Source organism: Nocardiopsis nanhaiensis (assembly GCF_054778635.1).
In genome coordinates this window covers 30,511-44,300 of record NZ_BAAGZJ010000028.1, presented here as the reverse complement: position 1 = coordinate 44,300, position 13,790 = coordinate 30,511, and the positions used below count along the sequence as shown (strand labels likewise).

Here is a 13,790-nt window from a genome sequence, read left to right as displayed (position 1 = left end):
TCTCTTCCCCGACCCGGCAAGGTTCAACTGCCGGTGAAACGGGGTTCCCGCTTTTCCACGAAGGACCTCATTGCCTCCGTCGAGTCGGTGTCGCCGGGTCCGATCCCCAGGAACGTGGCCTCTTCGCGCCAAGTCTGCTGGATGCTCATGTCGAAGGCGTTGTTGATCTGCGACTTGATGTGCGAGATTCCGATCGTCGGACCGGACGCCAGGCGTTCCGCCCACTCCGTGGCGGTCGGGAGCACCTCGTCGTCGGGCACGCAGCGGTTCACCAGCCCCCACTCCTCGGCGCGTTCAGCGGACAGCGCGTCCCCGAACAGGGCGAGCTCCTTCGCCCGGACGGCGCTAAGGCTGCGTGTCAGCAGGTAGGCGCCACCCGCCTCCAGCGGCAGTCCGCGCCGGACGAACACCTCACAGAAGCGCGCGCTCCGACCCGCGATGACCGCGTCGCAGGCGAACGCGAAGTTGGCCCCGAACCCGTAGGCGGGGCCGGACACCGCGGCGACGATCGGCTTGGTGTTGGTCCACACCTTCTCGATGACGCGCCACCACCCGAACCTGAGTCCGTCCTCGCGTCTGACGTGCACTCCGTTACCGCGCCGGTACTCGGGGGGTGTATCGTGCACGTCCTCCTGACCAAGGTCAGCACCTGAGGAGAAGGCCCCGTCCGCCCCCGTGACGAGGCCGGCCCGGATGCCCGGGTCGAGGGATACCATGTCGAGAGCGTCGAGGAGAGCTCTGCGGAGGGGCCGGTCGACGGCGTTGCGCACGTGTGGCCGGTTCAGGATCAACAGGGCCACGCCGTTCTGGACCCCGAAGTCCAGCCCGAGTTCCTTCCACTCTTCCCTCTTGTGTTGCATGGGCGTCCTTTCGTAGATCCGACCCGACTCAGCTTCCGGCCCTGAGGAGCGCGGCAAGGCGCTGTCTGTGTCGGCGGGCGTCACCGAACTGGAACTGGAGCGTCTTGACCCTGCGCAGGTACAGGTGCGCCGGGTGTTCCCACGTGAACCCGATCCCGCCGAGGACCTGGATGGCGGTCTCGACGACCGCGGTGGCCGCCGTGGAGCTGTAGGCCTTGGCCACGGAGGCGGCTTCGTGCGCCTCCTCCCGCGACGTGTTCAGAGCGAGGCTAGCCGCCCGGACGGCGGCGCGTTGGGACTCGACCTGGACGAGCATCTCGGCGCACAGGTGCTTGACCGCCTGGAAGGAGCCGATGGGCCTGCCGAACTGCTCGCGGTTCCTGGCATGGTCCACGGCGAGTTCGAAGGCTCGCTCGCAGGCGCCCAGAGCCTCGGCGGCCGCGGAGACGGCACCGACGTCGAGCAGCCGCTCGGCACCGTCCCGGAAGTCGCCGCCCAGACGTTGGGCCGGGACTGCGCGAAACGTGACGCGGGCCTGTCGGCGCGTGCGGTCCAGGACGTCGAGGGCGACGGTCTCCACGCCCGGCCCGTCGGCCCCGACCTCGAAAAGCCCGATCCCGCCCGGGCTGTCCTCGGCCGTCACGAGCAGAGTGTCAGCTGACTGCGCGTTGATCACCGCGGTCTTCACCCCGGTGATCTCCCACCCTCGAGGCCCGTGCACGGCTCCGGCCCTCTTAGCCTCCGGAACGTCGTCTATGGCGAGCGCCAACCCGCCATCACCTCTGGCGACGGCGGGCAGGTGGCGCTCGCACGCGTCCCGGTCACCACTCGCAAGGAGTGCCGTCGGCACGAGCACGGCGGCGGAGAGCACCGGACCGTCGTAGAGGGCCCGGGCCGCTTCCTCCAACACGACGGCGCTCTCCACGTGGGTCAGACCCAAGCCGCCGTGGTGGTCCGGGACGAGCAGACCACCCACGCCCAGGCCGCCAGCCAACTTCCGCCAGACCCCGGGGTCGAACCCGGTACCGGCGTCGTCCGCCCCGGCGTGCGCTTCGAGGAAGGCGCGGACGCTGGAGCGGAACTCCGCTCGCTCGTCCCCTGAGAGGGTCGTCGGTGTCACGAGCGAGTCCGCGGGCTGCTGGACCATACGGTTCTCTCCTTGAGTCCGGCGCCGTCAGCGCGGCAGGCTGAGCACGCGCTCGGCGAGCAGGTTCTTGACGATCTGCGTGGTACCGGCGGCTATGGTCGTCGCGGGGGCGGTCAGGTAGACGTGAGCCGTTTCCCGGTCCGCGCCTAGGACCGCGTCGGCCCCCGAGATGTCGGTGAGGGTTCGGTCGAGTCGCTGGCTGGTCTCGCTCCAGACGAGCTTGATGATCGACTGTTCCGCGCCCGGCGCCTGGCCCACGTCGAGACGGTCGAGGAGGTCGCGACCGAGCATTCCGACCACTCGGGCCTCCACGTAGCGGGTGAGCATCTCGTCCCACTCCAGCGGTGACAGCTCTCTGCCGTCGCCGCCCGCGCTGTGAGTGAGCACGGCCTTCCTGGCGCGTTTCTCCACTCGACCCGCGAAGGCGGCCACGCCCGCGCGTTCGTGCCCCAGCGTCGTCATGGTCACGCGCCAGCCCTCGTTCACAGGGCCGAGCAATCTGTCCGCTGGGACTCGGACGTCGGTGAAGAAGACCTCGGCGAAGCCGGCATCCCCGTTGATCTGCCGGATGGGACGCACCTCGATGCCGGGTGAGTCCATGTCGACCAACAGAACCGAGATGCCCTTGTGCTTGGGGGCGTCCGGATCGGTCCGCGCCAGGAGCTGCATGTGGGTGGCCTGGAGCCCGTTGGAGGTCCACGTCTTCTGCCCGTTGACGACGAAATCCGCTCCGTCGCGGACTGCCCGGGTACGGAGAGAGGCCAGGTCGGAACCGGCCACGGGTTCGCTGAACCCCTGGCACCAGATCTCGTCGGTGGTGAGAATGCCTCGCAGGTGCTCCCGTTGCCGCTCGTCGCCCCACGCCCGCAGTGTGGGCCCGACGTTCTTCACCCCGAGCATGCCGGGAAGACGGGGCGCCCCGGCGTCCGCCAGGACGTCTTCGGCCGCGAGCGTGTCGCGTGTGCCCAGGCCCCGGCCGCCGTGTTCCTCGGGCCAGCCCGGCGCCGTCCACCGTCCCTGGGTCAAGATGCGCTGCCAAGCCAGGGCGGCTTCCCAGGAGTCGGTACGCCCAACCCACTCGACACGCCACCGAGGCAGGTGTTCGTCGACGAACACCTTCAGCTCGTCGATCGGTTCGCTCATGTGGACTCTCGCTTCAACGAAGGGGACCCGCGTGACAAAAATATATACCTGTTTATATTCTATGACACAATAGTTTCACTTCAGCGGACCAGGGAGCATCGGCACATGGGTCAAACGGACTTGGATCGCACAGCACCTGCCACTGTGCGGTTGAACGGGGCCGACGGCCTCCGGCTGACAGCGGATGTCTGGGGGCACAAGGGTGCCCCGAAGGTCCTCATGCTGCACGGCGGCGGACAGACACGGCACTCGTGGAAGGCCACGGGCGGCCTCCTCGCTCAGCAGGGCTTCCAAGTGGTCGCTCTGGACAGCCGGGGCCATGGCGACAGCGACTGGTCACCCCAAAAGCACTATGGGTTCGAGCGCAACCGCGACGACGTCCTGGCCGTCCTCGACCAGGTCGGCGGGCCCGTGATCATCATCGGGGCGAGCATGGGCGGCCTCACAGGCATCCTGGTCGCCGAGGAGGCGGGGCCGGAGCGCGTACGAGGACTCGCACTCGTCGACATCGTGCCCAGGTTCGAGACGCGGGGCGGCGACCGCGTCGGCGAGTTCATGCGCGGAGCACCCGAGGGGTTCTCTTCCCTCCAAGAGGCGGCCGACGCGATCGCGGCCTACCTCCCCCACCGGCCGCGCCCCAAGAGCACCGAGGGACTGCGCCGTAACCTGCGTCTTCGGGAGGACGGCCGGTGGCACTGGCACTGGGACCCGGCGATGATGGCCAACCCTCCCAAGGGCGATCCCATCGCGTACATGGCGTCGCTAGAGAAGAAGGCCAGTTCCCTGACGATCCCCGTCATGCTTCTCCACGGGAAGCTCTCGGACGTCGTGACCGACGAGGGCGTGGGGCGGTTCCGCGCAGCGGTGCCGGGCTTGGAGGTCGTCAGTCTGCCCGGAGTCGCGCACACAGCCGCGGGGGACGACAACGACGCCTTCACCAGAGCCGTGGAGGACTTCTGCGCCCGCCTGCTCGGCACCGACCGCACCCGCCCGTCCTAGGGTTGGACCACGAACTTACGGAAGGGGCGGTTCCTTGACCCGGTTGCCGTATCTGAGCCCCGCGGACCTGGCCGACGGCGCGCTCGGCGCGGAGCTCACGCCTCACGGCGGTGTCGAAAGACCCGTGGCCGTCGTTGACCTGGACCGTGTCCAAGGCTGGGGCGTCGCGGTGATCGAGGCCGCACGTGAAGCAGCCGCCACCAGTGACTGTCTCCTCGTGGGCCTCACCCGACGAGCCACCGCGTGGGCACCCGAGCTCACCGACGCGCTGGCCCTCACGCTCACCGCGCCCAACGCAACGGGTGGTCCGGATCCACGCCCCCTCGTGGCCGTCCCCGACCCCGAGGAGGCTCTCGACGTGCTGGCCCGGTCGGTCGCGGGATCCCCCGTCGCCGCGCTCACGGTGGCCGGACTGCTGCGCCTGACTGCCCGGCTACCGGTGCGCGAGGGCCTCGTGGCGGAGTCTCTGGCCTACTCGACCCTGCTGGCCGGACCCGAGTTCCGGAGCTGGCGGGCACGCACACCGAGTCGGCCCCCCATACCAGTCGACGATCCCGTCCTGCTGTCCAGGGACCGAGACACCCTGCGTGTGGCGTTGAACCATCCCCAACGGCACAACGCCTTCGGCCGGGACATGCGCGACGGCATCGTCGAGGCGATGCGCCTGCCCGCGCTGGATCCGACGATCACGCGGGTCGAGCTCACCGGCAACGGAAGGTCGTTCTGCAGCGGAGGGGACCTCGACGAGTTCGGCACGGCTCCGGACACCGCGTCGGCACACCTGGTCCGGCTCCACCGGAACGCGGGAGCGGCGATCCACCGGTGCGCCGACCGAGTCACGGCCACCGTGCACGGGGCGTGCATCGGCGCAGGGATCGAGGTCCCCGCATTCGCTGGCCGGATCGAAGCCAGGCCAGACGCCTACTTCCAACTTCCCGAGCTGCGCATGGGCCTGCTCCCCGGTGCTGGCGGCACAGTGAGCATCACTCGCCGGATCGGCCGCTGGCGCGCCGCCTACCTCGCGCTCAGCGGCGCGCGGTTGGACGCCGACACGGCCCTGAGGTGGGGGCTGGTCGATGCCAAGGTCTGACCGAAGCACCCCCGTGAACGGCAGCGGGCCCCCAGCGGTCACCGTGCTCGGCGACGGCCCGACCGCCGACCATGCCCGTGACCTGCTGGCCGGTCTGGGCGCGGAAAACCTCCCGGATCCGGGCGCAAGCCGTTCCCGGGCGACGAGCCTGGACCTCTCGCGGGCACCGAGCGCGCTCCGGGACTGGGCGGACTCCGGGGCCATGGCGCTGAGCGGCCCCCGGGAAGGACCGCCCGTGGCCGCCCCCGGATGTCCGGCCAGCGCGTTCCGGGCGGCCCTGGCACTCTTCTCCCTGCTGACCGAGATGCGTACCGGTGCCCGGATCGGTCTGTCCGGTGCCCGGTTGCTCGGCGAACGGGCCTCGCTGGTCGGACTCGCCCGACGCGGCCCATGGTCCTGCGGCGGTGCATTCCGCGCACTGCCCACCGCCGACGGTTGGTGGGCGATCTCCCTTCCTCGTGCCCACGACCTCGAGCTCATCCCGGCGCTAGTCGAACGACGGGTGCACGGGGACTGGGACACTCTGGCGAACTGGTCCCGGGAGCGCACCGCGGCCGAAGCCTCCGAACGCGCGCAGACACTCGGACTGGCCGCCGCTGTGGTCCCCGCCGAGCCCGGCGCCGCCGACGACGAACAGGCCCGGCACCGACGCGCGCACTCTGGAGCCGCGTCCCCGCTAAGCCTCGGCGCTCCCGGTGGCCCACGGCCCCTTGGCCGGCACGCGCCGGTGGTCGTGGACCTGACCTCCCTGTGGGCGGGGCCGCTCTGCGCCCACCTACTGGGGCTGGCCGGAGCCGACATCGTCAAGGTCGAGAGCACTCGGCGCCCGGACGGAGCCCGTGGCGGCTCACGCGACTTCTACGACCTCCTGCACCGCGGTCACGCGTCCGTGGCCCTCGACCTGGCCTCGGAGGAGGGCAGGTCAGCGCTCCGGCGGCTCGTCGCTGCGGCCGACGTCGTCCTGGAGGCGTCCCGGCCCCGCGCGCTGCGGCAGATGGGGATCGTGGCCGAGGAAGCCGTCGAGCGGGGGACCATTTGGACGAGCATCACCGCGTATGGGCGTTCCGGCCCGTGGTCCAACCGCGTGGGGTTCGGTGACGACGTGGCCGCCGCCGCGGGCCTGGTGTCCCGCGACGGTCCGGTCCCCCTCCCCTGCGGTGACGCGCTCACCGATCCTCTGACCGGTGCGCACGCCGCGGTGGCCACGGCCACCGCGCTGCTCGGAGACCGGGGGAGGCTGATCGACGTCTCCATGCGCGAGGTCGCCGTCAGCGCGGCTCGCGGCGCCGCCGAACCGCACGACGTCCGCCGGAGCCGGGACGGCTGGACGGTGGAGACGGCGGAGGCCACCTTCCCCGTGGAGCGGCCGCGGCACCGCCCACCGGGCCCGCCAGCCGCCCCGCTCGGCGCGGACACTGCGGCCACGCTCACGCGGCTCGGTGCGGCGTGAGTCTGCTGATCCTCGGCGCCGAGGTCGAGGGCCGCCCTTGCGACGTCCGGGTCCAGGACGGCAGGGTGGCCGAGATCGCCAGCGGCCTGCGCCCCGGAAAAGGCGAGGAGGTGATCACCGCTCGCGGTGGCGCACTGCTGCCCGGGCTACACGATCACCACATCCACCTGCTCGCGCTCGCCGCGGCGGCGGGTTCAGTGGACTGCGGGCCGCCACGGGTCACCGGCCGGGAACAGCTGCGCGAGGCCCTGCGCTCCGCCGCCGCTGCCTCCCCCGCCGACACCTGGCTGCGCGGCACCGGTTACCACGAGTCCGTGGCCGGTCTGCTCGACCGAGACGCCTTGGACGCGATGGTGCCCGAGCGGCCCGTCCGCGTCCAGCACCGCGGCGGCGCCGTGTGGATGCTCAACTCCCGCGCGCTCGACGAGCTCGGCTCGGAACTGAGCTACTCGGCCGACGTCGAACGGGACGCACGCGGCGCTCCGACCGGGAGGCTGTTCCGCTACGACACACGCTTGCGCGCCGCGGTCGGTGGCACCTCCCCCGACCTCGGCGCGGTCGGGACCCGGCTGAACGGCTTGGGGATCACCGGGGTGACCGACGCGACCCCTGACCTCGGCACGATGGGGCTGGGGCTCCTCGCCGCGGCCGTGGCCGACCGGCGTCTGGCGCTCCGCGTCCTGTCGCTGGGGGCGGACGTCGGCGTCCGGCTTCCCCCTGGGCTCGTCCTGGGGCCCCGCAAACTCCTGTTGCGCGATCACGACCTGCCGGGGTTGGACGAGCTCACGGGCGAGGTCGAGGCAGCGCACCGCGTGGGGCGCCCGGTGGCCGTGCACTGCGTGACCCGGGAATCCCTCCTGCTCACGCTGGCGGCGATCGATGCTGTGGGCGCCCTGCGGGGCGACCGGGTGGAGCACGCGGCGGTGGTCCCGCCGGAGGTCGGCGACCGGATCCGCCGGATAGGACTGCGGGTGGTGACCCAGCCCAGTTTCGTCACCGACCGCGGCGAAGACTACCTGAGGGAGGTCGATCCCTACGACCACGACCACCTGTACCCGTACGCCACGCTGCTCGCCTCGGGCGTACGGGTGGCGCCCTCCGGTGACGCCCCGTTCGGGGACCCCGACCCCTGGCGGAACATGGCGTGCGCGGCGTCCCGCACAACCACTGCGGGGACCGTGGTGGGTCCGCACGAACGCGTCCCGGCCCGCACCGTCCTCGACGGTTACCTGAGTCCTCTGGAAACCCCCGGATCGGCGCCCCGACGGGTCGCCGTGGGTGCCCCCGCCGACCTCTGCCTGCTGGGCGCGCCCTTGGCCGAGGTCCTGGCCGAGCCCACGGCGGAGCACGTCCGCGCGGTCGTCAGCTCCGGAGTGGTTACACGACCGCGGGAGCGGACCCGCCCAGGGTCGGATCCGCTTCCGCGGTGACGCCGTCAGACCGCCTGGTGCTCCGCGGTCAGCTGGGTGAGCACCCGGCGGCGCACCAGCTTGCCCGTCTCTGTCCGGGGCAGCTCGTCCCAGTAGGCGATGCGGTCCGGGGTCTTGCTCCCTCGAAGCGCGGCCCGGACGAAGGCGCGCAACTCCTCGCTGTCCACCTCGTGCCGGGGCCGGGTGACCACCACAGCCTCGATCCGCTGACCCCACTCCTCGTCGGGCACACCCACTACGGCGACGTCCAGAACCGCCACGTGCCGCAGCAAAACGTCCTCGATCTCCGCCGGGGCGATGTTCTCCCCGCCCCGGATGATGGTGTCGTCGAGGCGCCCACCGATGAAGAGGTAGCCTTCGTCATCGACGAAACCCATGTCCCGGGTGTCGAAGAATCCGTCCTCGTCGACGGCCCGGCCCTTCCCCGCGTACTCGGCAGAGACCTGCTCCCCGCGCACGCAGATGCGGCCCGGAACGCCGGGGACCACGACCTTTCCCTGGTCGTCCCGGATCTGCAGCTCCACGCTCGGCAGAGGCCTGCCCACGGAAGAGAGCCTGGCGCGCACGACGGGGTCCTCACTCTCCAGGGACCTGCGGTGGTCCTCGGGCCCCAGGACCGCGATCGTGGAGCTGGTCTCGGTGAGCCCGTAGGCGTTGACGAAGTCGACGTCGGGCCACATCCGCAGTGCTCGTTCGATGACGGAGGCCGCCATAGGAGCACCTCCGTAGGCCAGGGAGCCCAGGTCGGGGAGTTCCTTGTCCGCGTCGGACTCGACGATGCGCGAAAGCATGGTCGGAACGACGAGAGCGTTGGTGACGCCCTCCCGGCGGGCCAGGTCGAGCCACTCCTCCGGAGTGAACCGCTCCAACACCATGAAGCGGCGGCCCGCGTAGAGGTTGGTGATCACGTTGGCGACCGCGGCGATGTGGTACGGGGGAACGCTCACCAGTGCCGCGTCCTCGGGCGCGGCGGCGGCGAACTCGACCGAACTGAGCACGTAGGACACGAGATTCTCGTGGCGCAGCAGCACGCCCTTGGGCGCCGACGTGGTGCCGCTCGTGTAGATAACGACCGCGGGGGCGTCGGTGTCGGTCTGTTCCGCGCGCGGGGCGGGGCTCCGGGTGTTCTCGACCCACTGCTCGGGGGTCTGGGTCGACAGACCGGCGCGTTCCAGGATCGCCGTCTTGCCCGCTTCGGCGATACCGAGCGCTCCGGAATGGTTGGCCAGCAGGGCGTCGAGTTGTTCGGCGCCGAGCCGGTAGTTCAACGGTACCAAGGGGACGCCGGCGTAAGCCGCGGCGAACATGGCGACGGGAAAGGCGGGACCGTTGACCGCGAGGTAGACCACCGCGTCCGCCTTGGCCTCGCGGATCGCGGCGGCACCCTCCATCGCCATCTCCCGCAGCCGGGCCGCGGTGAGACCGCCCTCCCGAGTGCCGATGAGGACACGGTCACCGAAACCCTCCGCAGCCATGTCGAGCAACATCGTCAGCTTCATGAGCACACTCCTGTCCGCACAGGTACCCCTAGTCCGACGCAGGCAGAGGCTTGGTGTCCTTGACCGAGAGCGGCGTACCCTCCACGGCCAGGGACGCCTCTCCTGGCTTGGTGCAGAGCAACTCGATACTGTCGGCCTCGTTCACGTAGCGCTTACCCAGCTGCGTTCCACCCAGATGTTCCGGGTGAGCTTCGGCCGAGGCGACCGCGCCCGCCTCCTTGGCGTCGACCATGGCCACTCCGCCGCACGTCACGGAAACGTCCGTGTCAAGCGCTCGCACCACGATGACGGCTGTCTGGTCGACGGCACTGGTCAGGGCCTGTCCGACACCCAGCTTCACAATGACCCCCTTCTCGTCGCCACCTGCACGACGACTCGAACACACTGGCAGCTCATGGTTGAAATCTACCAACATAGCGCTTTAAAAGATAGATGATTGATCTGTTTAGCGACCTCGCCAGACTGGCGGCCGCTTCTCTGCGAAGGCTGCTGCACCTTCCTTGGCGTCCTCGGATTCAAAGACGGGCCGCATGACCTCCGATTGCTCCCGCCATCCCTCTTCGAGACTCCAGTCCGCGCTGGCACGGGAGATCTGTTTGGTCGCGACCATCGCCAACGGACCGTTGGCCTCCAGGGTCGCGGCGAGTTCGAGTGCCCCCTCGATCGCACCGCCTTCGGGGGTAAGCCGGTTGACCAGGCCGACATCGGCGGCGCGCCGGGCGCCGATCGGGTCACCGGTGAGCAGGAGTTCCAGCGCGACCGCGTACGGCACCCGACGGGGCAGCAGCAGCGCGGCGCCACCGCCCGCCACCAGCGAACGCTTCACCTCCGGGACACCGAACATGGCCGTTTCGGCCGCCACCACCAGGTCACAAGCGAGCAGGAGCTCGAACCCCCCGGCCAGCGCCCAGCCCTCGACCGCACCGATGAGCGGCTTGCGCGGCGGCGTGATGGTGATGCCCGCCAGGCCCCTGCCCTCGATCGCGGGACTCTCACCCTTCAGGAACGCCTTCAAGTCCATCCCGGAGGAGAAGGTTCCCCCGGCACCGGTCAACACACCCACACGCAGGTGGTCCGAGGCGTCCAACTCGTCCGCGGCCTCGGCGATCCGGCGCCCGGCGGCGGCGTTCAGCGCATTCCGGGATTCAGGCCTGTTGATCATGATGACCTGGACACCGTTGCGCTGTTCAACCAGAACCTCGTCTGCCACTTACCTCTCCCTTGATCAGCGGGCGACCAGGAGGACCACCCTTGCGAGAGAGTAACACAATGAGTTTAATAATTAAATTCCCATCCTGGCTTTACCCGAACACGGACGGCAAAAGCCCTCGGCGCCTTCTCCTCGCATCACGTGATGCGAGGAGAAGGCGCCGAGGGCTCCGTTAGCAGGGACCTCCGAGAACGGAGGGTCAGTGGCCGCCGTAGATGTCAACGAGCGTCTTGGCGCGGTGCGTGCGCAGCGTCCGCTTCTGGATCGCCTGCATGCGCTCACCCCAGAACTCGGCCGCCTCGTCGCTCTTTCCCTCGCGCACCAGACCCATGGCCTTGTCGATCACCTTGAGGGTCGCTTCGAGATCGCCGTTGTCCTCGGTGAGCGCGTCGACGAGCTCCTTGTGCACGACCTCGGTCAGAGTGCCGTACAGCAGTGCCAGGGTCTTGTTGCCGGCGCACTCGAACAACGTGACATAGAACCTCGTCCAGATCTGCGCGCGAACCTCCGGCTCGGCCTCCAGCCCCTCGAGCTCCCGCAGGATGGACATCAGCTTGCGGGTGGCTGTGGCCCTGTTCCGCCGCTGGGCGAGCAGGCGAATGGCGAGCGGCTCGATCAGCGCGCGGGCCTCGTACACATCCTTGAGCATGACACCGTCGAACTGCATCATCAGTCCCAGGTACCGAGCCGCCACCGTCACGTCCGGACGCGAGGCCCGCGCGCCTCCGCGCGAACCGCGCCTGACCGTGATGAGGCGTTCCGACTCCAGGACACGGAAGGCCTCACGCAACGAGGGCCGGGACACCCCGAACTGGGCCATCAGCTCGGACTCGGAGGGCAGTGCGCCACCCTCGGGGATCTCGCCGCTGACGATCTGGCCTCGAATCACCTGAGCGACGACCTCGGCCGTCTTCGGAACACGGACGTGCTCCGTGGCGACCATGCTTGACGTCTGTGGCACGGGGCCACCCCTTCACCGTGGATTCAGTCAATCCTCTACTGTTTATCAATCCTACTGTACAGTACAATGATTGAATGAACTGATCCCCGCATGAGGTGCCCGTCGTCATACTCACCCCGGCTCAGAGCACAGCATGAGCACCGGCGCCGGGTCCATCCGTAGCACCTCGGAGAGCTCCACCCGGCGGTCCTGGGTCGCGGCCCCGAGTTCGGCCATCACCGCACCCACGTCGTCGGCCTCCACCTGGTAGGCATTGACGAAGCGGGCCTTGCTGGGCGCCAGTTCCACTTGTTCCTCGGGAATCGCGAAACGCGCCCCGCTCACCACCCCTTTCACGTGTTCGACGACCTGCGGAATGTGCACTTCGTCGCACCAGCGACCGAACTCCGCGTCGTCCGTTGTAGCCGACGGACTGGAGAACGCAAGTAGCAGCGCACGAGCCATGGTGTTTCCCTTCGTTTTCAACGGGTGCCGGAGCGCGCCCGTAGGTTGGTCTGCCCTCTGCCGGCGAGATCTTCGACAAGAGCCGGCAGCATAGCCTCGTCCAAGCGCCGAGAACGATCTCCCGGCACCGCCTGCCGCAGCGCCGCCCCCAGCGTCGCCCGCACGGAACCGACCGCCGACGCCCCGTACTCGCCGAGCACCCCGTCGACGAGCCTCAGCCTTTCCAGCTCCGGAGCGGTCACCCGCAGGGACCGGGCCGCCTCCGCCGCCCGGTCCGGGGTCCGCCACAGGATCACCGAGGCGGCCTCCGGCGCGATGACCGAGAAGACAGCCCCCTCCAGCATGTAGAGGCGGTCGGTGTAGGCCAGTGCTACGGCACCGCCACTGCCGCCTTCCCCCACGACGAGGGATACGCTGGATGTCGAGAGGTCCGCGAGATCCCGCAGCGTCCGGGCGATCTCACCCGCCACCCCTCCGGCCTCCGCCTCGGGTCCCGGCTCGGCACCGGGCGTGTCCACAAGTGTCAGGACAGGCAGCCCGAGCCTGTCGGCCATGCGGATGGCGCGCTGAGCCAGGCGGAACGCCTCCGGCCCCTGCCTTCCGACCGCCCCCTCGGAGTGCCGGTCCATCGCCACCACCACAGCGCGGACACCGTCGACGACCGCCAGGCCAGCGCGCACGGTGCGGTCGGCCCCGCCCAGGTCCAGCCAGGACGAGCACAGCGCCGCCGCCCACTCCAGGCCGGAGGGTCGACGCCGGGCTCGCGCTCGGAGCACGGTCCGGTACGCCCTGCCGGGCACACTCCGGTTCCTGGACTCGGCGGACGCCGGGGGCCGCCCCGGCGGGAGCAGGAGTCCGCGTTCAGCCGCCCCCAAGGCGACAGCAACCCAGGACTCGTGCTTCTCGGCGTCCTCGACATGGTCGACGAGCCCGGCGGCCAGAGCGCTCTCGGCGGTGTTGCTCCCCGGCGGGGGCGCCGCCCCGGTCACGTGTTCGACCACTCTGGGGCCGCCGAAGCCGATCGTGGCTCCGGACTCGGCGATCCGCAGATCCGTCAACGATGCGTAGGAGGCGTACACTCCGCCCGTCGTCGGCGAACGGAAGCTGGCCACCGAGAGGAGTCCCGCCCTGGAGTGGGCGGAGGCGGCGGCCGCGGTGCGGCCCATCTGGACGAGGGAGAGCATCCCCTCCTGCATGCGGGCGCCACCGGTCCGAACGACCGCCAGGAGCGGCAGCCGGGCGTCAATCGCGCGGTGGTACGCCCGTGCGACCTTCTCCCCCGCCACGACACCCATCGACCCCCCGAAGACGTCGAACTGGCTCTCGACGATCGCACAGGGAACCCCGCCTATCCGAATGAGGCCCGTACGCACGGACTCGCGGTCCAAAGGGGGAACGTAGGAGGGAAAGTCGAGCGGGTCGGCCGAGACCAGTCCCGTGTCCCACTCCCTCAACGGGGTGCCCATGGAGAAACCTGGCGCCACAGCTACCACCTGTCCGAGCCTGCCCGGGAGACACTCCGGTCATCCTGGGGCGCGTGTCCAATCTGGCGCTCAG

13 protein-coding genes are annotated in these 13,790 nt (G+C 70.0%); 4 read left to right on the top strand and 9 right to left on the bottom strand.

The window, feature by feature from the left end; genetic code table 11:
- Positions 1-23 precede the first annotated feature (23 nt).
- From ACYVD1_RS15340 to ACYVD1_RS15330, 3 genes are read right to left on the bottom strand one after another with little or no spacing between them, the layout of a single operon-like run.
- Complete coding sequence (locus ACYVD1_RS15340) at positions 24-860, bottom strand: enoyl-CoA hydratase/isomerase family protein (protein ID WP_460759003.1); 837 nt, start codon at positions 858-860, stop codon at positions 24-26.
- A 28-nt stretch (positions 861-888) separates the two neighbouring features.
- Positions 889-2,007 (bottom strand): acyl-CoA dehydrogenase family protein, encoded by a 1,119-nt coding sequence (locus tag ACYVD1_RS15335; protein WP_460758999.1) that lies wholly within the window; start codon positions 2,005-2,007, stop codon positions 889-891.
- Between the two features lie 27 nt (positions 2,008-2,034).
- Positions 2,035-3,150 (bottom strand): acyl-CoA dehydrogenase family protein, encoded by a 1,116-nt coding sequence (locus ACYVD1_RS15330; protein ID WP_460758995.1) that lies wholly within the window; start codon positions 3,148-3,150, stop codon positions 2,035-2,037.
- Positions 3,151-3,255: 105 nt separating this feature from the next.
- Here ACYVD1_RS15330 and ACYVD1_RS15325 point away from each other — a divergent pair, with 105 nt between their 5' ends.
- The 4 genes from ACYVD1_RS15325 to ACYVD1_RS15310 are packed head-to-tail and all read left to right on the top strand — an operon-like array spanning position 3,256 to position 8,119.
- A complete protein-coding gene (locus ACYVD1_RS15325) occupies positions 3,256-4,149 on the top strand; it encodes an alpha/beta fold hydrolase (protein ID WP_460758991.1) in 894 nt (297 codons plus the stop codon).
- A 34-nt stretch (positions 4,150-4,183) separates the two neighbouring features.
- Entirely contained in the window at positions 4,184-5,239 is a 1,056-nt protein-coding gene (locus ACYVD1_RS15320) for an enoyl-CoA hydratase/isomerase family protein (protein WP_460758986.1), read from the top strand.
- On the top strand, positions 5,226-6,689 hold the full coding sequence (locus ACYVD1_RS15315; protein ID WP_460758982.1) for a CoA transferase: 1,464 nt from the start codon (positions 5,226-5,228) through the stop codon (positions 6,687-6,689). The genes ACYVD1_RS15320 and ACYVD1_RS15315 overlap by 14 nt, the downstream gene beginning before the upstream one ends.
- Complete coding sequence (locus tag ACYVD1_RS15310; protein WP_460758978.1) at positions 6,686-8,119, top strand: amidohydrolase family protein; 1,434 nt, start codon at positions 6,686-6,688, stop codon at positions 8,117-8,119. The genes ACYVD1_RS15315 and ACYVD1_RS15310 overlap by 4 nt, the downstream gene beginning before the upstream one ends.
- 5 nt (positions 8,120-8,124) lie before the next feature.
- Here ACYVD1_RS15310 and ACYVD1_RS15305 read toward each other — a convergent pair whose 3' ends face one another.
- From ACYVD1_RS15305 to ACYVD1_RS15280, 6 genes are all read right to left on the bottom strand, one after another.
- Entirely contained in the window at positions 8,125-9,618 is a 1,494-nt protein-coding gene (locus tag ACYVD1_RS15305) for a class I adenylate-forming enzyme family protein (protein WP_460758973.1), read from the bottom strand.
- 28 nt (positions 9,619-9,646) lie between these two features.
- Positions 9,647-9,958, bottom strand: coding sequence for a hypothetical protein (locus tag ACYVD1_RS15300; RefSeq protein WP_460758969.1), 312 nt, complete (start codon positions 9,956-9,958; stop codon positions 9,647-9,649).
- Positions 9,959-10,063: 105 nt separating this feature from the next.
- Positions 10,064-10,828 (bottom strand): crotonase/enoyl-CoA hydratase family protein, encoded by a 765-nt coding sequence (locus ACYVD1_RS15295; RefSeq protein ID WP_460758965.1) that lies wholly within the window; start codon positions 10,826-10,828, stop codon positions 10,064-10,066.
- 199 nt (positions 10,829-11,027) lie between these two features.
- Positions 11,028-11,789 carry a FadR/GntR family transcriptional regulator gene (locus ACYVD1_RS15290; RefSeq protein ID WP_460758961.1) on the bottom strand — a complete coding sequence of 254 codons (762 nt, stop codon included), beginning with the start codon at positions 11,787-11,789 and terminating at the stop codon, positions 11,028-11,030.
- A 111-nt stretch (positions 11,790-11,900) separates the two neighbouring features.
- Positions 11,901-12,233, bottom strand: a complete 333-nt coding sequence (locus ACYVD1_RS15285; RefSeq protein WP_460758957.1) for a hypothetical protein — start codon at positions 12,231-12,233, stop codon at positions 11,901-11,903.
- Between the two features lie 17 nt (positions 12,234-12,250).
- Positions 12,251-13,699: a carboxyl transferase domain-containing protein gene (locus tag ACYVD1_RS15280; RefSeq protein WP_460758952.1), complete on the bottom strand. Its 1,449-nt coding sequence runs from the start codon at positions 13,697-13,699 to the stop codon at positions 12,251-12,253.
- Between the last annotated feature and the right edge of the window lie 91 nt (positions 13,700-13,790).